The sequence below is a fragment of the Collibacillus ludicampi genome (assembly GCF_023705585.1).
Classification (GTDB): Bacteria; Bacillota; Bacilli; order Tumebacillales; family BOQE01; genus Collibacillus; species Collibacillus ludicampi.
This window is the reverse complement of record NZ_BOQE01000001.1, coordinates 1,735,637-1,754,391: the sequence shown is the minus strand read 5'-3', so window position 1 is coordinate 1,754,391 and position 18,755 is coordinate 1,735,637. Positions and strand designations below refer to the sequence as shown.

General features: G+C 45.2%; 16 protein-coding genes and 4 pseudogenes. 6 read left to right on the top strand and 14 right to left on the bottom strand.

Annotated features, from left to right (window positions below; all coding sequences use genetic code 11):
* Positions 1–66 precede the first annotated feature (66 nt).
* On the top strand, positions 67–978 hold the full coding sequence (locus DNHGIG_RS08850; protein ID WP_282199319.1) for an alpha/beta fold hydrolase: 912 nt from the start codon (positions 67–69) through the stop codon (positions 976–978).
* A 220-nt stretch (positions 979–1,198) separates the two neighbouring features.
* On the opposite strand, the gene DNHGIG_RS08845 is transcribed toward DNHGIG_RS08850, so the two are convergent.
* Both DNHGIG_RS08845 and DNHGIG_RS08840 read right to left on the bottom strand, forming a co-directional pair.
* Complete coding sequence (locus tag DNHGIG_RS08845) at positions 1,199–1,612, bottom strand: NUDIX hydrolase (protein ID WP_282199318.1); 414 nt, start codon at positions 1,610–1,612, stop codon at positions 1,199–1,201.
* A 181-nt stretch (positions 1,613–1,793) separates the two neighbouring features.
* Positions 1,794–2,744: an NAD-dependent epimerase/dehydratase family protein gene (locus tag DNHGIG_RS08840; RefSeq protein ID WP_282199317.1), complete on the bottom strand. Its 951-nt coding sequence runs from the start codon at positions 2,742–2,744 to the stop codon at positions 1,794–1,796.
* 123 nt (positions 2,745–2,867) lie between these two features.
* On the opposite strand from DNHGIG_RS08840, the gene DNHGIG_RS08835 reads away from it, so the two are divergent.
* A complete protein-coding gene (locus DNHGIG_RS08835) occupies positions 2,868–3,164 on the top strand; it encodes a winged helix-turn-helix transcriptional regulator (protein WP_282199316.1) in 297 nt (98 codons plus the stop codon).
* Positions 3,165–3,428: 264 nt separating this feature from the next.
* Here the strand turns inward: DNHGIG_RS08835 and DNHGIG_RS08830 are convergent, their stop codons facing one another.
* A complete protein-coding gene (locus tag DNHGIG_RS08830; protein WP_282199315.1) occupies positions 3,429–3,731 on the bottom strand; it encodes a hypothetical protein in 303 nt (100 codons plus the stop codon).
* 2 nt (positions 3,732–3,733) lie between these two features.
* Positions 3,734–3,937, bottom strand: coding sequence for a helix-turn-helix transcriptional regulator (locus DNHGIG_RS08825; RefSeq protein ID WP_282199314.1), 204 nt, complete (start codon positions 3,935–3,937; stop codon positions 3,734–3,736).
* A 340-nt stretch (positions 3,938–4,277) separates the two neighbouring features.
* Between DNHGIG_RS08825 and DNHGIG_RS08820 the strand changes: the two genes are divergently transcribed.
* The 3 genes and pseudogenes from DNHGIG_RS08820 to DNHGIG_RS08810 form a co-directional block, all read left to right on the top strand.
* Complete coding sequence (locus tag DNHGIG_RS08820) at positions 4,278–5,825, top strand: spore germination protein (protein ID WP_282199313.1); 1,548 nt, start codon at positions 4,278–4,280, stop codon at positions 5,823–5,825.
* A gap of 62 nt (positions 5,826–5,887) precedes the next feature.
* Positions 5,888–7,009: a GerAB/ArcD/ProY family transporter gene (locus tag DNHGIG_RS08815; RefSeq protein ID WP_282199312.1), complete on the top strand. Its 1,122-nt coding sequence runs from the start codon at positions 5,888–5,890 to the stop codon at positions 7,007–7,009.
* Positions 7,010–7,117: 108 nt separating this feature from the next.
* Positions 7,118–7,282, top strand: a pseudogene (locus tag DNHGIG_RS08810) (TetR-like C-terminal domain-containing protein); the annotation flags it as partial.
* 289 nt (positions 7,283–7,571) lie between these two features.
* Here the strand turns inward: DNHGIG_RS08810 and DNHGIG_RS08805 are convergent.
* From DNHGIG_RS08805 to DNHGIG_RS08780, 6 genes and pseudogenes are all read right to left on the bottom strand, one after another.
* A pseudogene (locus DNHGIG_RS08805) lies at positions 7,572–7,758 on the bottom strand (MFS transporter); the annotation flags it as partial.
* A gap of 140 nt (positions 7,759–7,898) precedes the next feature.
* Positions 7,899–8,888 carry an aldo/keto reductase gene (locus tag DNHGIG_RS08800; protein ID WP_282199311.1) on the bottom strand — a complete coding sequence of 330 codons (990 nt, stop codon included), beginning with the start codon at positions 8,886–8,888 and terminating at the stop codon, positions 7,899–7,901.
* 30 nt (positions 8,889–8,918) lie between these two features.
* Positions 8,919–9,659 (bottom strand): SDR family oxidoreductase, encoded by a 741-nt coding sequence (locus DNHGIG_RS08795; RefSeq protein WP_282201392.1) that lies wholly within the window; start codon positions 9,657–9,659, stop codon positions 8,919–8,921.
* A 76-nt stretch (positions 9,660–9,735) separates the two neighbouring features.
* A pseudogene (locus tag DNHGIG_RS08790) lies at positions 9,736–10,315 on the bottom strand (NAD(P)H-binding protein).
* A 92-nt stretch (positions 10,316–10,407) separates the two neighbouring features.
* Entirely contained in the window at positions 10,408–11,259 is an 852-nt protein-coding gene (locus DNHGIG_RS08785) for an aldo/keto reductase (protein WP_282199310.1), read from the bottom strand.
* A gap of 80 nt (positions 11,260–11,339) precedes the next feature.
* On the bottom strand, positions 11,340–12,374 hold the full coding sequence (locus tag DNHGIG_RS08780; protein ID WP_439647768.1) for an NAD(P)-dependent alcohol dehydrogenase: 1,035 nt from the start codon (positions 12,372–12,374) through the stop codon (positions 11,340–11,342).
* A gap of 296 nt (positions 12,375–12,670) precedes the next feature.
* On the opposite strand from DNHGIG_RS08780, the gene DNHGIG_RS08775 reads away from it, so the two are divergent.
* Positions 12,671–13,600, top strand: coding sequence for an AraC family transcriptional regulator (locus DNHGIG_RS08775; protein ID WP_282199308.1), 930 nt, complete (start codon positions 12,671–12,673; stop codon positions 13,598–13,600).
* Between the two features lie 47 nt (positions 13,601–13,647).
* Here the strand turns inward: DNHGIG_RS08775 and DNHGIG_RS21180 are convergent, their stop codons facing one another.
* The 4 genes and pseudogenes from DNHGIG_RS21180 to DNHGIG_RS08755 form a co-directional block, all read right to left on the bottom strand.
* Entirely contained in the window at positions 13,648–14,277 is a 630-nt protein-coding gene (locus DNHGIG_RS21180; RefSeq protein WP_282199307.1) for a reverse transcriptase domain-containing protein, read from the bottom strand.
* Between the two features lie 782 nt (positions 14,278–15,059).
* Positions 15,060–15,725, bottom strand: a pseudogene (ltrA, locus tag DNHGIG_RS08765) (group II intron reverse transcriptase/maturase); the annotation flags it as partial.
* 774 nt (positions 15,726–16,499) lie between these two features.
* Positions 16,500–17,150, bottom strand: coding sequence for an aldo/keto reductase (locus DNHGIG_RS08760; protein WP_282199306.1), 651 nt, complete (start codon positions 17,148–17,150; stop codon positions 16,500–16,502).
* Between the two features lie 304 nt (positions 17,151–17,454).
* Positions 17,455–18,714 (bottom strand): cation:proton antiporter, encoded by a 1,260-nt coding sequence (locus DNHGIG_RS08755; RefSeq protein ID WP_282199305.1) that lies wholly within the window; start codon positions 18,712–18,714, stop codon positions 17,455–17,457.
* Positions 18,715–18,755: the final 41 nt, after the last annotated feature.

Sequence of the window (18,755 nt, the reverse complement as noted above, 5' to 3'; positions counted from 1 at the left end):
ATATCGATAAACAATCAAATCAATGATATCGATATACGTTTAAGTTTGATTGAGGAGTAGATGTTTATGAGAGATGAGTGTATAGATGTTCTTCCCAGTGATGCTCGTTGGCAACATGCTAAGGGACCAGGAGCTCACGGTATTCAGTTGCACTATGTGCGGCAAGGTACTGGTACGAAAGTCTTACTTTTACACGGATGGCCGGGATTTTGGTACGATTGGCGCCGAGTCATCCCCACGCTTTCTGCTAACGCAGATGTGATTGCGCCGGATTTCCGGGGTTTCGGTAATTCTGATAAACCGGACGTCCCGCCTACGGAAGGTTATACGCCTGAGGTCTTGGCCGAGGACATCTTGACTTTGCTTAATCACCTTGAGATCAATAAGGTAATACTTGTTGCGCATGATATCGGGGCTACGGTCGCCCAACGAATTGCACGTAAAGCTCCCAATCGGGTCGAATCATTGGTTTTATGTAATCCACCGTACCCTGGAATTGGAGAAAGACGGTATCAACCCTCCGCTCAACGAGAGTTTTGGTATCAACATTTACACAACCTACCTTTGGCAGAAAAACTCATTGGCTATAACCGTGATACTGTACGTCTATACCTTGCTCATTTTTACGACCATTGGGTGGGACGGAAAGAAGCAATACGTCCACATGAGTTTGAAGCGATCGTCGATATGTATGCCAAACCTGGGGCAATAAAGGGAAGTATTTCGTATTATCAAGCGAGAAACGCTGCTCGTTCTGCGGAATCCACATCAATGTCTGCAGATTCTAAAATCATTCATCCAACGTTCGTACTTTGGGGAGAAGCAGATCCAGTCATACCTTCCCTATGGTCTGATCGCCTTGGTGAATATTTTGAACGGTTCACATTGAGGGTCTTGCCTGGAATCGGACACTTTGTTCCAATAGAAGCTCCTCGTGAAACGTTAGAGGCGATCTTTGCAGCTTTGAATCAACGTTGAATCTAATTTGGGCTTGCTGAACGATTCGTTATCAATAAAAGTATCTAGTCTAACGCCTGGAATGTAGAGTCTGAAAACGTAAAATAGAGAACCCGTAATTGCCGCTTCAGGTCATGACGAGACGTTGCAAGGCTAATACGGGTTCTCTGTGGGATCTGATTTGTTTTCACTCTTGATTCCCGTAAGCGGAACAAAAAAAGACTATTGCAACGTATCCATGTTATTTTTGTATGACGTATTTTGCTCCCGAATTTTTGAGAAGTTTGGAAATCCCATCTGGGTGATATGGCATGAATCGGTCTGCTTCCTCCACATTCACCCATTCCACTTTTATGATATTTTCATCTCGTGGAATTTCTTTAGGACGTTGAGTGATTAGACCATGAAAAGTAATGAAAAAAACATGATTTCCGTCTATAAAAGCTTCGTTCAATGCAACAATATCACCGACTGTAATGTCATACCCCGTTTCTTCCTTAACTTCTCTTATCGTTGCTTCTTTTAGAGTTTCACCTGCTTCAACTGCCCCTCCCGGTAAAGACCATGTACTATTCTTATTTAGTACCATTAAAATTCGGTTCGTCTCTTCATCCAATAAAAGTGCGTATACAACATCAACTCGTCGTAAATTCATCGTTTTATCTCCTCTGCATTAAAGCGCTTTTCAATACATCGACATCTATGGTTCTATGATAGAGTGGAATTTTATTCCGGTTATATTGGGGATTATAATGTCGGCTGTATCAAAAAAATGTTTTAGACTGCTCTTTCATTATTTCAGTATTGATCCCGTTACTCAAAATGTCTGGCTGCTCTCAGTATCGGTTCCGATTCATTAAGTCTATGACCGCAGCTTCAACCGCATCCGTCAGCGAATATTTTGTGTCGAAGCCAAGTTTTCGTATCTTGTTATCATTCCAAAGTCTATTCACTGTAAAAGTTTTCAATACGAACGGTGTTAAATGATATGCAATCATTTGCTCGTCCGTTAAAAATTCAGGTATATTTATAGTTTTGGAATTCTTCCCTGTTGCATGGTCTATGGCTGTTTTTAATTGCTTCCAGGTTGTATCAAATCCTTTAAGTAAGTAGATGCCATTGTCATGTTGGGGCTTTTGAAAAGTGCCTAACCAAACCATCGCCCGTCCAATGTCGCGAGTATCAACGAGAGAAACTTTTACATCTCCATTTCCTACCATTGGATATTGGTCATTAACATGTGCAGCGAATAGTCTTGCGAAAAATGATGAGTGATCCCTAACACCTATGGTGCTTGCCGGGCGTAACACGATCGTTGTAATCCCTGTTTTTCGTCCTGCTTCTTCGATTATTTTTTCCCTTTCGATTCCCAAACGTTGTATCGGGTACTCAGGTTGTGGAGTATAGGATTCGTCAATCGGTTCGTTACTTTGGAAATCATATATTACGATTGTACTTAACTGAATAAATCGGGAAGCACCATGTGAAGCAGCAGCTTCAATAAGCGTTCTGGTCAATTTTATTTCCACTGGAGCATCTAAGCTGATTTGCGTATGCAGCTTCGCAGCCGCTGTGCAATTATAAACGACTTCATGCCCTTCTATCACTTTTCCAATAGCTGAAGAATTAGAAAAGTCAATCCTAACGACATTCACTCCCAAACTTTTTAAAAATGTTGTGTCACTCGTGTCTCGAACAGCTGCCGTTACTTGATGTCCAGCTAGTTGTAATTGTTCAACAACATGGCCTCCAATAAACCCGGTACCTCCAAAAACAATTGTTTTCATGTTTTACATCCCCCATTATTTACTAAAGAACTATTTTAAACTATAATAATTGATGCACTATTTCTACAAAAGTACGGATATTTTTTATAGTTACTATTGAGATTGATAGTGGGGGATTCAGAGATGTATGACGAACATGATCATTCCAAATGTCCCATTGAAAAAACCATGAATGTTATTGGAGGTAAGTGGACTTTTCTTATTTTAAGGGACCTATTCTTTGGTCCACGACGATTTGGGGAGTTACAGCGGTCTTTAAAAGGTATTAGTCCAAGAACTCTATCTATTCGTTTAAAAGAGCTGGAGGAAGAGGGGATTGTTAGCCGAACCATATTTTCTGAAATCCCTCCGCATGTGGAATATTCACTTACCGAAAAAGGAAAAACCCTTCGTCCAATTTTCGATGCGATGATAGAATAGGGAAACACGTGGGATGTGTTGGGAATTAGAAAAAAATGAAAAAAGCACAGACAAAATTAGGAATCCATCCTGTTTTTATCTATGCATTTCGGGGACAACTTTTTTAATTTGAACAACTTTATTTTATCAGTGGAGTTTTCTTTTATAAACGAATCAGCTTTGAAACCGACTCGTCGATACAACCCCCTATCATAAAAAGAGGAACTATTGTTGGATACATATACGAAATATTGAAATTATTTATTTTCGTTTTATGTCTCTATTTCAAATTTTTAAATTATAGTAAATAGTTGAAAACGCCCATCCTGCCATGTGAATCAATAAAAGAATTCCTAAGACAGGAACGGCAGACAATTGAAGACCACAAATCAATAAAATAAATAGAATATAAATTGAGACCAAAGTAATTTTCCACGCGGTCGCTAGGGATTTGGTTGTAATGGCTTCATATCTCTCGTCAAGTCCCCTGTTGCGCGCCGCTTGCTTACGCCCCCACCATAGCCCGAAGGCGCCTCCTAAAGCTCCAAGCAATAGCCCGAGCAGACTTAAAGCATGATCCAAACCCATGTTCAATCGCTCCCTTTCTCAAAAATAAATACATCTTCGATCTTGCATCGAAATGCCTTCGCAATTTTATAAGCCAATTCCAACGATGGATTATACCGACCATTCTCAATGGAAATGATGGTCTGTCTTGAAACACCGACTATTTCGGATAGTTGCTCCTGCGTCCAACCAAATGCTGCTCTGAGCTCTTTAATACGATGTTCCATTCGAACCCCGCCTCAAGTAAAGTATCTTTTACGTAAAGGATACTTTACTTCCAAGAATGTGTCAAGTGTGCTTTACATTCAATACACCTACTTCCGTCCGATCAAATTCTCTATTTTCTTGGTCAAAAACTGTATTTTCATCGAACAAAGAAACAAAGGCATGGGCTTAGATTGGAAGCCCTTCAAAACCCAGGGAACAAGTCGAACATGCCCTATCCTTAATTGCTCCTCATGAACCCTCTCGATTCCCTGGTAGGAATGGATAGATTTTTTTTGCACATCCTACATAGATAGCAAGTGCAAAAGTTAGTCGTTCAAGGGAAGAAAGGAACTGTTCCTCATGAAGCAAGTGCGATTTTGGAGATCAAGGGAACCCCAGCAACCAGTCAAGCCATTTCCGCAACAAGATGTCAACCTGTATTCCGATGTGGAACAAAACATGCAAGTTCTTCGCTCGATGTATACCGATTGCGAAGATATTGTTTTTCGATCGTTTGCGATTGGTGTAACGACGAAAGCTTATCTTGTTTATATTGAAGGACTCAGCAATAAGGAAGAGATCGATAAAAACGTACTCACCCCGCTCATGCATGAGTCTGTGGTGAGTTTAAACGATCTGTTAGATGGCGAGCGAATTCCCGTTTCCGACGTCAAAGAAATCAAGACCTTTGGAGAGTGTATCGAGCAAATCTCCATAGGAAATTCGGTTTTATTGCTGGATACGGAAGACCGAGGGATTTCTTTGGCATTGGCCAAGTTTGAAAAGCGCAGGATTGAAGAACCTGTAGCCGAATCGGTCGTGCGCGGACCTCGTGAAGGATTTACGGAATCGATCGTTGTCAATATGTCCCTTCTGCGGAGAAGAATCAAAAGTCCCGCTCTGAAAATGAAATCATTAAAAATCGGAAGGTACACGCAGACAAAAGTCGTTGTTGCTTACGTGGAAGGTATCGTTGACCAGACGCTGGTTGAGGAAGTCATGAATCGATTAAAACGAATCGATTATCAAGGCGTCTTTAACAGTGGGGAAATTGAGGAATTTATCGAAGACAATCCCTTCTCCCCTTTCCCGTCACTCTTGGATACGGAACGGGTCGATGTTGTTACTTACAGCCTGCTGGAAGGGCGTGTAGCGATTTTAACGGATGGCAGTCCAACTGTGTTGGTTGCTCCGACCAGTTTTTTTTCTCTTTTGCAGTCCCCGGAGGATTATCATCAGCGATTTTTGATCGGAACAGCGATTCGTTGGTTGCGTTTCTTATTCGTCGGGCTTTCCCTTCTTCTTCCCTCCCTTTATGTTGCCATACTCTCCTATCACCAGGAGATGCTACCCACGACACTTCTGCTCACCGTTGCCGCTTCCCGGGAGGAGGTTCCCTTTCCGGCATTCGTCGAGGCTTTTCTGATGGAGGTTACGTTCGAAGCGCTGCGTGAAGCAGGGGTGCGTCTCCCCAAACAGGTGGGGGCCGCCGTCAGTATTGTCGGTGCTTTGGTGATCGGACAAGCAGCGATTTCCGCGGGGCTGGCTTCGTCACCGATGGTCATGGTGGTGGCTCTCACCGGGATTGCATCTTTTATGATCCCTCGTTTTACTGCAGGGATCGCCTTACGGATGTTGCGCTTCCCGATGATCATCCTTGCGGGTACATTAGGAATACTTGGTATCATGATTGGCATTATTGCCATTGTTGTTCATGTATGTTCAATCAGGTCTTTCGGAGTCCCATACTTACAACCGATTGCACCACTGAAAGTAAGAAGCATACTGGATACGATCGTCCGGGCCCCTGTGTGGGCGATGGACGTACGAACACACTTGACAGGCGAGTATAACAAATTCAAGGAGTCTCCCGGGCTCAAACCGGGTCCTGAAAAAGGAGGAGATTGAAGGGAATAAACGGAACAGCATGTGGGGACTGAGGTGATGTAACGCAGGATGGGGTGATCAGAATGATTGAGAAAGGGAAGATGTCCGCATTTCAGGTGGCGATCATACTTTATGCAACCGTATTAGCGACCGCCATTCTCATCGTTCCTTCATTGACGAGCAGGATAGCGGGAAAAGACCTCTGGTTGTCTCCGGTGTGGGCTTCCCTCGTCGGCTTCTTCACGGTGTATGATGCTATACAATTGCATAAGCTCTACCCAGGAGAAACGATCATTCAATATTGCCAACATATGCTCGGTTCATTTCTGGGAAAAGTTATTGGTTTTTTGTATCTTATTTCCTTCGTTTATTTTTGTGGAATTATACTTAGGGAATATGCGGAATTTATTGTGGGTTCCTTTCTCACAGCCACCCCGATGGTTGTGGTGATTGGAGGCCTGACATTTGTATGTGCCGTTGCTGTCCGCGGCGGTGTGGAAGTCATAGGTAGATCTTCGCAGGTGTTCAGCGGTCTGTTCATATTTCCTCTTCTCTTGATGATACTGATGCTTCTTCCTGATTGGAAGATCAGCAACATGTTTCCGGTTTTTGAACACGGGATAATGCCCTCCATCATAGGGGCGACTACACCACAAGCCTGGTTCAGTGAAGTATTTTTGATGACTTTTTTCCTTTCTTTTGTGACGGACCGCTTGAGGATGATAAAATACGGATACGTTACCGTGTTTGTGATTTTGCTGACATTGGTCATCACAAATTTAACGGCTCTTTTCGTATTTGGGAAGATGACTCCCATGCTCGTTTATCCGGTTATGAATGCCGCCAGTTATGTGAATATCGCCGACTTTCTCGAACACCTGGAGGCAGTTGTGATGGCTGTGTGGGTAGCGGGAGCGTTCGTCAAAATCAATACGTTCTATTATGCCTTAGTCTTGGGAACTGCCCAGTGGTTGAACCTTTCCGATTACCGGTCTCTTGTTCTTCCGTACGGTTTAATAATAACCTTGTTCTCATTCTGGTCGCTCCCTAATCTGCAAGTCATGGTACATTTGCTCGAAACAAGCATTCCTTTTTATTTGACGTTATTATTCACAGTCATTCCTTCATTGTTGCTGCTGATTTCCTATATTCGAAACAAACTGAGACAAGCAAGAAAGACTGTATCTGTTCGGGATGAGACATAACACCTCTTCCCGAATCCAACTACGCGGATGATTGTCGGACTCAGTATGTTGGGAGAACGACTTTAAGGAAATCATGGAGGACATCATTGATATTTGTCCGGGGATTCTATAACAGAAGGAAAAAATGAAGGATTAAATGAAGATGTTATTCTTCAATTTATGGGAACGGCTTACGTAGGGGTAGTTGAATGGTGGATCACGAATGGAATGCCTTGTCCACCTCATGTCATGGCAGAACAAGTGGGGTTATTATTAGAGAGGATCTGTAATTAGAACCGCTTGTTTTTTCACCTCTAATGACTGAAGCGGGTGCTGGCCTCCAGCACCTGACGGATTTCACGAAGTCTGGCAATCGGACTCGATACGAAAAGGAATCTATGAGCCTTCACCCACGAACTTTGACTTGTGGTCTCTTTCGGACTTTAACAACCTTTCCATAATAGCTTCCCCGTCATTTCATAGAATAGTAGATTGAGCGGATTCAAGAATCTCAATGAACTTCATTGGGTCTCGCAGACCGTCTACGTCGTACTGTGGAGCAAGGCCCGGTATGTGGTCTCATCGCCGTCGCCACCATGACGACTGGCGTGCCGATTACGTTGGAATACGCTGATTAACTGTCCCGCCGCCGATACTGATACGTCGACAGAAGCAGCAACTTTGTCCAAAATACCTACGATGACGAATTGTGATGTGCCAACCAAGAAGCTGATCAGGGTTAGCATGTAAATTTTCCAGGTGTTGCTCATTGTCTCCAACCCACTCCTCACGATTTTGCAAATGAAAAGCGGACAACCTTTTGGGCGTCCGCTGGACAATCCACTTGTGGATCTATGTCCACATCGACAGTAGCGCGCTTTAAATAAATCAACCAAAACCTGATTACTCGTTATTTACCCGTTCTATTTGCGTACTCTGAACCTGCCGGATAGCGATCTCCCGAAATCTTGATTTTCGAGAGAGCGTCGTTCAAATCACTTAGCTCCTCGGGAGTCAGCACAACGTCCACTGCGCCAAGATTTTCTTCCAGGCGCTCCAATTTGCGCGTGCCGGGAATCGGAACAATCCATGGCTTCTGGGCAAGCACCCATGCGAGTGCGATTTGAGCCGGCGTTGCGTTTTTCCCTGCAGCAATCTTCTTTATCAGTTCGACCAAAACTTGATTTGCTTCGAGATTCTCCGGTTTGAAGCGAGGAACAATGCTGCGGAAGTCGGATTCAACGAATGTTGCATTCTTATCAATTGTTCCGGTAAGGAAGCCCTTGCCCAGCGGGCTGAATGGAACGAAGCCGATTCCGAGTTCCTCGAGAGTAGGCAGCAGTTCTTCTTCAGGGCTTCTCCACATCATTGAGTATTCACTTTGAACTGCAGTGAGCGGCTGAACTGCGTGTGCACGGCGAATCGTTTGCACTCCTGCCTCCGAAAGCCCCCAATGCTTAACCTTACCTTCCTGGATCAGATCTTTCACGACTCCCGCTACCTCTTCGATTGGCACCTCCGGATCAACCCGATGCTGGTAGTATAGGTCTATGGCTTCGACTTTTAGGCGTTTGAGCGAGCCTTCGACGGACTGCCGAATGTGCTTCGGCTTGCTGTCAAGCAACTGCTTGCCATTTACCATTTTGATACCGAATTTGGTGGCGATGACCACCTTTCCCTTGAATGGGGCAAGAGCTTCTCCTACCAACTCCTCATTCACATATGGACCATAAACTTCGGCGGTGTCGAAGAAAGTAACACCACGGTCAATCGCCGCATGGATCAGCGAAATCATCTCTTTCTTGTCCGAAGCAGGACCATAACCATAGCTCATTCCCATGCAACCGAGCCCAATAGCAGAAACTTCGAGTCCACTTTTTCCCAATTTACGTTTTTGCATGATTTATCTTCCTTTCTGTTGACAGCCAAATTACCGCTCTTGACGCGTAGGACGAATGATCATCTCGTTAATCGCGACGTCAGATGGTTGTTCAATTGCAAAAGCAATGGCACGAGCAATACTGTCGGCATCGATCGCACCTTTATAAATTTCATCAATGCTAGGTTTTAGGTCCGGATCTGTCACTGAATTTGTTAATTCCGTAGCAACCGCCCCAGGCGAGATGATCGTTGAGCGTATGTTGTTGCCAATCTCTTCTTTACGCAGACCTTCAGAAATTGCGCGCACAGCAAACTTCGTTGCGGCATACACCGTGCTTCCAGCGCCGACCACGTGTCCGGCTACTGAAGAAACGTTGATAATATGTCCTTCTTTCCGTTCCCTCATCGAAGGAAGCACAGCTGCAATGCCATACAGAACGCCTTTGATGTTGACGTCAATCATTCGGTTCCAGTCATCCACTTTTTTCTTATAAAGGAACGAATGCGGCATGATTCCGGCATTGTTGACTAATACATCGATTTTTCCAAACTCTTTAAGAGCATACTGAGCGAGCTCTTCCACTTGCTCGTACGAAGTCACATCGGTCACTTTGTAAATGGCTTGACCTCTTTTGTTTTGAATTTCTTCTTGCAGTTTCTTCAACCGATCTTCGCGACGAGCTGCAAGAACCAACTTCGCGCCTTTCGAAGCAAGTTCTTTTGCAGTCGCTTCTCCAATCCCACTAGAGGCACCGGTAATAATGACAACTTTCCCTTGAATGTTTGGCATAGTTAACACGTTCCTTTCTTGCAAACACTGTAAACTTTGGATCTGCATGAATCGGCTTCCCCATATTCGTCAATCATTAATGCACAGGTTTATTCACTCCCAAGCTGCGACGAACTTCCAATTCGGGCGATGTAGCTAACTTAACAACCAAGGCTGCAACACTCTTACGCGATACTTCATGCCCTTTGAATAGTTCGCCTTTCTGAGTTGTCTCGTAATCAATTTCATCTTTATTGGTAAACCATCCGGGTCTCAAAATCGTATAGTCGAGGTCTGAGGCTTCAATGATAGCCGCTGACCTTCGATATGGTTCTAATATGCTTCCATACTTTTCTCCTGGGACTTCATCATAAATTCCCATTGAACTGATCCAAATTAACCGTTTAGCGCCAGTCGCGTTCATTGCCTCCACAATGTTTTTTGCCATTGGTTCCAGATTGCCAGCTAGATTGGCATAGACAACATCCTGTCCAATCATGGCTTTTTTTAATTTTTCAATATCCATAACATCGCCTTCGATGATTCGAACGCGGTTTGAATTCATGTTTCTGAGTCTGCGCGAGTTACGCAAATAAAGCGTCAACTGGACATCCGTTTCGTTTAGAAATAATCCGTGCGATTCCGCCGTTTGCTCCAAGGATTAAAACGTTACTCAAATTCAAAACTCCCTTTCAAAATCGGGTAAAAAAACAAGCCTGATTGGCTTGCCTCTTCTCTGCACTTCATTTCGTTGTGTTGTATAAGAGCACTACATATCAAATTTACGGTTACAGAGCCATTTCACGATTTCAGGATCGTTATGTGAAAAGAACAAGCTCTTTTTCGTATCTAACGTAGCAATCCTCTCCATATCCTCTTGGCTTAATTCAAAGTCAAAGATATTAAAGTTTTCGATGATTCTCTCTTTATGAACAGACTTTGGAATCACAACGACTTCTCTTTGTGTCAACCAACGTAAAATCACCTGAGCAACGGATTTATTATACTTTTCAGCTATTGATACTAAAACTTCATTCTGGAAGATGTTATTTCTTCCTTCAGCAAAAGGTGCCCACGACTCTATCTGAACATTGTTATCTTTCATAAATTTAGAACTTTCTATTTGCTGGCAGAAAGGGTGCGTTTCAATCTGGTTTACGGCAGGAATTACTTCATTGTGTATCATCAAATCTACCAGACGATCCATCTGGAAGTTACTAACTCCGATTGCCCTGATCTTTCCTTCGCGATACAATTCCTCCATAGCACGCCAAGATCCATACACATCACCAAATGGCTGATGAATTAAATACAAATCCAAATAATCCAATTGTAATCTTTCCAGTGATTTTGCAAATGCTTTCTTTGTGCTCTCATAACCAGCATCCTGAATCCAGAGTTTTGTAGTAATAAACATTTCCTCTCTTGGCACGCCACTCCGTTTGATTGCTCTTCCAACCGCTTCTTCATTTTGATAAGCGGCAGCGGTATCAATCAGACGATAGCCTGTCATAATGGCGTCATAAACGCATTGTTCACATTCCTTTGCATCTTCAATCTGATAAACACCAAAGCCGAGTATAGGCATCTCAACACCATTGTTCAAAATTACTTTTTGCATATGAAATCCTCCTGTCTTTTAAAGAACATGGGTCAAGTCACTCATTTTTATCCCATTTACATCCTCTGTTGTTGGGAATATTACAAGGTAGATATGTCAATCACGAATCGATAACGTACATCGCTACGGAGAACACGCTCATAGGCTTCGTCGACTTGGTCAGCACGTATTACCTCAATTTGAGGGGTAATGCCGTGCTCTGCGGCGAAATCGAGCATCTCTTGCGTTTCCCGAATTCCACCAACGAGTGAACCTGCAATGCTACGACGACCCATGAGTAAGGAAAATACATTGTATTGATCTGACTTGTTTGGTGCACCGACATTTACAAGCGTTCCATCCACGCGAAGCATGGATAAGTACGCATCAACATCAAGATTGGCTGACACTGTGTTTAAGATGAGGTCAAAACGACCAGCCAACGCAGTGAATGTATCGGGATCACTGGTTGCAAAGTAATGATCTGCGCCGAAACCGAGGGCTTCATCTTTCTTATTCATAGACCGACTCAAAACAGTTACTTCAGCACCCATGGCATGCGCAAATTGGATCGCTAGGTGACCAAGCCCTCCCATCCCCACAATGGCAACCTTTTTACCAGGACCGGCGTTCCAGTGTTTCAAAGGAGAGTACGTGGTGATGCCTGCACACAATAGCGGGCTAGCAACATCCAGAGCCAAACTGTCTGGAATGCGGACAACAAACTTTTCTTTTACAACTATTTTCTGGCTATAACCACCGTATGTTAGATTACCATCGTAGTCTAATGAATTATATGATAAGACAACGCCTTTCGTACAAAATTGCTCCTCACCACGGAGGCAGTATTCGCATTCTCCGCAGGAGTCAACAAAGCAACCAACGCCAACGCGATCACCAACAGAAAATTTTGTAACTTCCGCTCCTACTGCTGTGACGACTCCTGCAATTTCGTGACCAGGAACCATTGGGAAGATTCCGGTACCCCAATCATTGTGTGCATTGTGAATATCGGAGTGGCAAATACCACAAAACCTAATATCAATTAAGACGTCGTCTGGTCGTAATTCTCTCCGCTCAATAGTGGTTCGTTCAAATGGTGCATTTGCACTTGGGACACTTAGAGCACGGGTCATAATCGCTTTTTTCTGAATATTGCACATAATAGACAGCTCAATCCTTTCTTGTTAACATTGAAAGATTCGGATGCACATGAATCGATTTTCCCATATCCACCCGTCTATACATAATGTACATGCATGGAAATCAATTTATGGAACAGCTTCGGGCATCCTTATTATGCAACAAATGAAAAAGCGACCGTTATCCCATTCGTCCCAAATGATTGCCTAATCCTCTCACCACCATTTATGCGACAGACGAATATGGACTATAATCGAGCTATCAAGGACGAAGAAACGAGGTGGATCTTGTGTCTGAACGAATATATAAACAGCAGGATGAGCTCGCCAAACTCATTGATCGTTATTCAGTCCGGGACGGTGTTCACGCAACTGCTATTCCGTCTCTATTTTTCATGCGTCACTCGAATGTGACCGAACCAAGTTACGGAGTTTACAAGCCGTCTTTATGCATTGTGGTTCAAGGAGCGAAGGAGGTATGGCTGGCACAGGAGCGCTTTAAGTACAGTCCTGCCGATTACCTAGTTGCATCCGTTGACTTGCCGGTTATCGCCCAAGTCACGGAAGCCTCTTCCGACGTTCCTTATATGGGTTTCAAACTTGAATTTACGCCGGGTCAAATCTTAGAGGTTTTAAGTGATTCCGAAATTCGAGTTGAACCGAAAGAAAATGCTAAGCGAGCTATGTTTGTCAGCCGGATGGAGTCATCTTTGTTGGATGCGGTACTCAGGTTAGTTCGTTTGCTGGAAAATCCAAAGGATATCCCGGTACTTGCGCCTCTGTTCATGAAGGAAATTCTCTATAGAGTTCTGCAAGGGCAGCATGGGGTTACGCTGGCACAAATTGCAATAGAAGGAAGCAGTGCCTATCGAATCAGAGACGTTATCGAATACATCATGAATAACTATGATAAGTCTTTTCGGATCGAGGAGCTTGCAGAAATAGCGAATATGAGCGTTTCTTCGCTTCATAGGCACTTTAAAGAGGTAACCGCTATGAGCCCGATTCAGTTCCAAAAACAACTGAGACTGCAGGAAGCACGACGCCTGTTATTATCCGAGTCAACAGATGCCGCTGATGTCGCATTCCGGGTAGGCTATGAAAGTCCATCACAATTCAGCCGTGAATATTCCCGCATGTTTGGTTATTCACCTAAAAAGGATATCAAGCGCCTGAGAGCGCAATACGACCATAGGAATCGAGTAAGAGGGGGCGGCTAGCCCCCGTCTCCTCACACCACCGTACGTACCGTTCGGTATACGGCGGTTCATGTTGTGGAACGAAGTATGTCAAGTCTATCGACTAAGCTTGTAAGTCCTTGTTTCCGCCAATAGGTGAGGCCAAGGGCTTTATTTAATTGCGGTGTCCTGGAGAGTCTCCAGTAACCTTTTCGTGATCCGCTTATCAGAACCGCTTGCTCCTCTGGGATTCCTAGGGCAATCAGATTCCTTCTTCTTGTCTTCGGTTCCTTCCATTGTTTTAGCAGGCACATTCTTAATCTTCGCATCCATTTGTCAAACGCATAGTGAAGAAACAGATTTGCAAGTACAGGACTTATTACACCGCCTTGCGGTGTGCCCTTTGTCCGCTCCACAACGGTTCCATCTGGCATCTCAAATGGTGCCTTTAGCCATCTCTCAATGTAGAGAATCACCCATGGATTGTCCGTGTGTTTGCGGACGGCCTTCATCAATAGTTCGTGGTCAATGTTGTCGAACAACCCCTTGATGTCAAATTCTAACACCCAATCATACTTCCAACATCTTTTTCGAGTAACTGCAAGTGCATCTGCTGCCGACTTTCCTGGTCGATATCCATAGGAATCCGGGTGAAAGTGTGGCTCCACCTTCGGCTCGAAATGGATTTTAACGACCATTTGCGCTACTCGGTCCGCCACAGTGGGTATTCCGAGAATGCGCGTACCTCCCGTTTTCTTGGGTATTTCTACCGCCTTCACCGGGGGGTGGAAAGTAGCTCCCGGACGACATTCTGTTCCAAATCTTATAAAGGTTATTTTTCAGATTTGACTCGAACTTCTCCAGGCTGACGTTGTCTACTCCGGCTGCTCCTCCGTTGGCTTTTACTCTTTGGAACGCTTCGAGTACTACATGTTTGGAGATTTCGTAAGACTTTGTTTTGCTCATTGGCTCCTCCCTTGCGGTTGACCACTGTTCAAAACTGGATAACACAACCCCTTCGCTCCGCTTCCATTACGAAGTTTCATGACTACTACGGGTTGTTCCGCCCCTGCATATCGCATTGGTACTTTCGTCCTTGCGTTTCTTCCACTTGGAGTTTTCCCTTAACATCGAAATGCAGGTTCCCACGTTCCTAATCGAAGCCTGTGCCACGTTCACGCCACCTCCATGTCGGCCACCATCTGGACAGTAAGCAGGTATCCTCCAGACTTATCCCGGGCTAACGACTCCCTCCCGGTTTTGATGACATCCTTACGCTTTCGACACTTTATCAGTGGTTCACTTGTGTTCGTCTCCATTGGCACACACCTGACGAAGTCATGCTACGCCTTTTCCGTAACGCTCACTACCATGGCTTTTGACCATAGCAGCTTACGGTGGTTTGAAGCCTCCACCTGCATGGCGGCTCCGAGGGGCCCACCCTCATCTTCGATTAAGCATGGCCTTCGAGCTTTCAACTAGCTCTACGCCTTCGTGGCGCACAATCATCAGCGTAGCGCACAAATCGATGGCCTCTTTTTGTCAGTTCTTTATCAAGTTCATCCAGCATGACATTCGCGAGGAGCGGACTTAATGGGCCGCCTTGCGGCGTTCCCTCTTCGGTCGCTACACAACATCCGTTGATCATCACTCCCGCCTGTAGGTAACGACGAATCAGTCGTAGAATGCGTTTGTCCATGATCTTTCTCGCAAGCTTCGCCATAAGGATGTCGTGGTTCACTCGATCAAAGAACTTCTCTAAGTCCATGTCTACTACATATCGGTATCCTTCTCGTATGTAGGACTGGGCTTGTTTCACGGCCATATGCGCTTTGCGCCCTGGGCGAAAGCCGTAGCTCTGCGACGAGAACGTGGGATCAAAGATCGGGGTTAAGACTTGTAGAAGAGCCTGCTGGATCAAGCGGTCCAGCACCGTTGGAATTCCTAGCAACCGTATTCCTCCGTCTGGTTTCGGGATTTCGACTCGACGGACCGGTTTCGGTTGATAGGTTCCGTTGAGAAGTTGGTTTCGGATATGCGTCCAGTTGTCGAGCAAGAATGGTCGAAGGGATTTTATCTCCATTCCGTCAACTCCTGCCGCTCCTTTGTTTCTCTCGACACGGTGCAGGGCCATGAGCATATTCTCGCGGTTTACCACTTGCTCCATCAGGAAATCCTGACGTACTTCGCGGGTTGGTTCTTGGGTCGTGCCGGAGGAGAACTCGGCGCTTCTCCAGTCCCCCGCAGATTCACTGCTTCCTCCTGAAGATAGCTCCCCTTCGGGATTTTCTGCTTTCTTTGTTCTTCTCTCGAACTAGCCATGAACAACCCTCACAATCATGTTCGGCCCTTCCCTGTTTAGACGTCTCCTTATAGGTACTATGGCCTCTGCTGACTCCTGCCGGTTCAGCCGTACCTCGCGGTACGGGTTACCAATTGAATCGGCGCGCCGGCAGGCCTCCCCGGGTAAGAGCGCTGTCTTTCCCTCCATCTACCTGCTTCATTTACTCTCGATCGCCTTCGGTAGCAAGGACTTCGTCTTGTTCGGCAGACTCATCCAACGATCGCTAGCCTTATATGAAGTTCGTGTTCCTCAGGCCGGAGGTTTGCCGCCAGCTTCCTTCAGATTCCGCCTCGCGGCGGACACCCTTGCCTTGAGCTATGGCTACTGCTACCTTCGCCATTCGGGACTTCCACCCTATAGACAACGCCCATGCCGGGCACACCGAATAAAATGCCTTCCCATCTCATGTCATGGCAAACACCCTGGATTTTTGTTAAAGGTGAATCTATAATATCGGCTCTCACAGTTAATCAAGTCATCTTTCGCTAACCTGCCCAACCACAACAGCCGCTGCTGAGGAGTGAATATTCATACAAATCATCTCATTGGCAATCTTGAATTTATGCCTCCTTCATTTCAACAAGAGGTACGGCGATTTTAGACATGAAAAGCGGGCACGTAAGGGTGTCCGCTGGACAATCCAGTTATGGAGGCATGTCCACATCGGCAGTAGCGTTTCTGTACGGTCCGTTGCAGGCGCAGGAGTAACAATATTTCATCACGCCATTGTGGAGTCATATCCACATCGATAGCAGCGAGCGAATCCTCAAGCTGTTCTAAATTTCTTGCCCCGATAATAGGTGCTGTAATTGCAGGATGGGACATCACCCAGGCAACTGCAAGCGTTGCGGGGTGTATGCCATGTTTCGCAGCATAGGCGTTAAATCGGTCAGCTACAATAAAATTCATTTCATCCGCATAGCGATCCTTATATCTTTTATCTTCAACCAACCGTCCTTGCTCTGGTCGTTTATTCACCCCATATTTTCCTGTAAGGAGTCCGCCTCCTAAAGGACTATAGGAAATGACTCCAAGTTGTTCGGAAACGGCGAGGGGCAAAATTTCGACCTCAGCTTGACGTTTCACCAAGTTATACATTGGTTGTATTAATTCAAATCGAGCAAGTTGTTCTTTTGCAGAAATTCCTAATGCCTTGGCAATTTGCCAGGCTGCCCAATTGCTTACCGCTGGATAGAGAATCTTACCTTGCGCTTGAAGGTCATCAAGTGCACGAAGTGTTTCTTCCATAGGAGTATTCGCAACGGCCGTCCGATGATAATTCGCTTCAAACCGCTAAATTTGAAGATGGCAAACAGGATCGCCACGACAGCGGTGATAACGAGAAGAGGATGAAGCCAATGACTATGCATCATCGCGTAAACGCTCTCCCTTCACTTGGTGATCCCATGTAGTTTACCCAATTGTTGCTCCAAAAAAAGCAAATAACGACCACGCAGCGAATTGCTGCACTTGGAACGCAATGTACAAGCACAGAAAATAAAGTAAGAGGATGTGCCTGAACTCGTCTGCATCCTCTTACTTTTTAGGAACTCTAGTTTTTTACTGTTGTCGAATGCTCTTCCTCCAGGAGGCGGAGATTCTTCGCGACGGCTGGTGTGGTACTCGCCTGTAATAGCAAGGTCGACAGAATCGCCACAAAGACGATCGCGGACATTAACTTGCCTTCCGACAAGCCGGAACTTGCTACGATACCAACCAGAGCCGCCGCGATCACTCCCGTTTCACGGGTCCAGAACATAAATAAAACTTCATTCTTCTGCCATTTCGCCTTTCGATCCGGCAAGAGGCAAAGCAGTACGGTGAGCGGGCGCGCGACAAACATGAAAATAAGTACGATCAGGAGGCTCTGCAATCCGTATTCCTGAAGCACCTTAAAATCAACTTGGCTCCCCAGGAGGATAAAAATGAGCATCCGTAGTTTCAAGGCGAGCGCTTCAATGAAATCATGTGCCGCATGCTCCTGCTTCGGTAGAATGGTCAACTTGAACCATGCGGCGTTGCCGATCATTATCCCGGCCACGAATACACTCATGAAGCCACTGGCATGAATCCGTTCCGCAACGAGATAGGCGGCTAGCACGGTGATGACTATGACCATCGGCGTGAACTCACGCAGAAGGCCGCGGTCATTCTCCGATATGAGGAAGGCGGCGATCCATCCGATTACGCTGCCGACCAGTATGCCGCCAATGGCAAGTCGTACGAATTGGAGTCCAATGCTTCCCCATTCGATACTGCCTCCACCGATCATAAGCAGGGAGAAAACGACAGTCGTCATGATTGCACCTGTCGCATCGGTAAAGGCTGACTCGGTGATTACAGTCTGACTGACCTTGTGTCGTACTGGGAATTTATTGAAAATAGGAACCAGTGCTGCAGGATCTGTGGATGCAAGAATAGCCCCCAATAATAAGGCCGGTAGAAATGGAATATGGAAAACCCAAACGGCAGCAATGCTCACAACCAACGCCGTCACAATCATACCTACGGTAGAAAGGAGTATAATCGTGCGCCACACCTGTTTCAGTATGTCTAGGTGTGTAATCATCCCGCCATGAAAGAGAATAAATGAGGCTCCAAACAGGAGGATAACCTGATAAGATGGCGAATCAGCTTTCATTTCGATAATACCTAGGCATGATGGAGACAACAGTATCCCGATTAAAATGTAAAGAACGACATCAGGAATTCGTATTTTTTCAGCTACTTTTCCTCCAACAGTTCCTGTTAAAAGAAAAATAAGCATTGATCTAAGGAAGTTAACCGCAATGTCAACCGAATGAGAATGCATGGTTTTCCCCCTCGTTATTTTTTGGTAAAAAATATAAAAGG

What these genes read in the sequence shown, in the direction of transcription:
- DNHGIG_RS08815 (WP_282199312.1), top strand. Translation starts at nt 5,888, where the DNA reads ATGATTGAGAAAGGGAAGATGTCCGCATTTCAGGTGGCGATCATACTT.
- DNHGIG_RS08835 (WP_282199316.1), top strand. Translation starts at nt 2,868, where the DNA reads ATGTATGACGAACATGATCATTCCAAATGTCCCATTGAAAAAACCATG.
- DNHGIG_RS08755 (WP_282199305.1), bottom strand. Translation starts at nt 18,714, where the DNA reads ATGCATTCTCATTCGGTTGACATTGCGGTTAACTTCCTTAGATCAATG.
- DNHGIG_RS08825 (WP_282199314.1), bottom strand. Translation starts at nt 3,937, where the DNA reads ATGGAACATCGTATTAAAGAGCTCAGAGCAGCATTTGGTTGGACGCAG.
- DNHGIG_RS08760 (WP_282199306.1), bottom strand. Translation starts at nt 17,150, where the DNA reads ATGGAAGAAACACTTCGTGCACTTGATGACCTTCAAGCGCAAGGTAAG.
- DNHGIG_RS08845 (WP_282199318.1), bottom strand. Translation starts at nt 1,612, where the DNA reads ATGAATTTACGACGAGTTGATGTTGTATACGCACTTTTATTGGATGAA.
- DNHGIG_RS08800 (WP_282199311.1), bottom strand. Translation starts at nt 8,888, where the DNA reads ATGCAAAAACGTAAATTGGGAAAAAGTGGACTCGAAGTTTCTGCTATT.
- DNHGIG_RS08840 (WP_282199317.1), bottom strand. Translation starts at nt 2,744, where the DNA reads ATGAAAACAATTGTTTTTGGAGGTACCGGGTTTATTGGAGGCCATGTT.
- DNHGIG_RS08785 (WP_282199310.1), bottom strand. Translation starts at nt 11,259, where the DNA reads ATGCAAAAAGTAATTTTGAACAATGGTGTTGAGATGCCTATACTCGGC.
- DNHGIG_RS08850 (WP_282199319.1), top strand. Translation starts at nt 67, where the DNA reads ATGAGAGATGAGTGTATAGATGTTCTTCCCAGTGATGCTCGTTGGCAA.
- DNHGIG_RS08830 (WP_282199315.1), bottom strand. Translation starts at nt 3,731, where the DNA reads ATGGGTTTGGATCATGCTTTAAGTCTGCTCGGGCTATTGCTTGGAGCT.
- DNHGIG_RS08780 (WP_439647768.1), bottom strand. Translation starts at nt 12,374, where the DNA reads ATGACCCGTGCTCTAAGTGTCCCAAGTGCAAATGCACCATTTGAACGA.
- DNHGIG_RS08820 (WP_282199313.1), top strand. Translation starts at nt 4,278, where the DNA reads ATGAAGCAAGTGCGATTTTGGAGATCAAGGGAACCCCAGCAACCAGTC.
- DNHGIG_RS08795 (WP_282201392.1), bottom strand. Translation starts at nt 9,659, where the DNA reads ATGCCAAACATTCAAGGGAAAGTTGTCATTATTACCGGTGCCTCTAGT.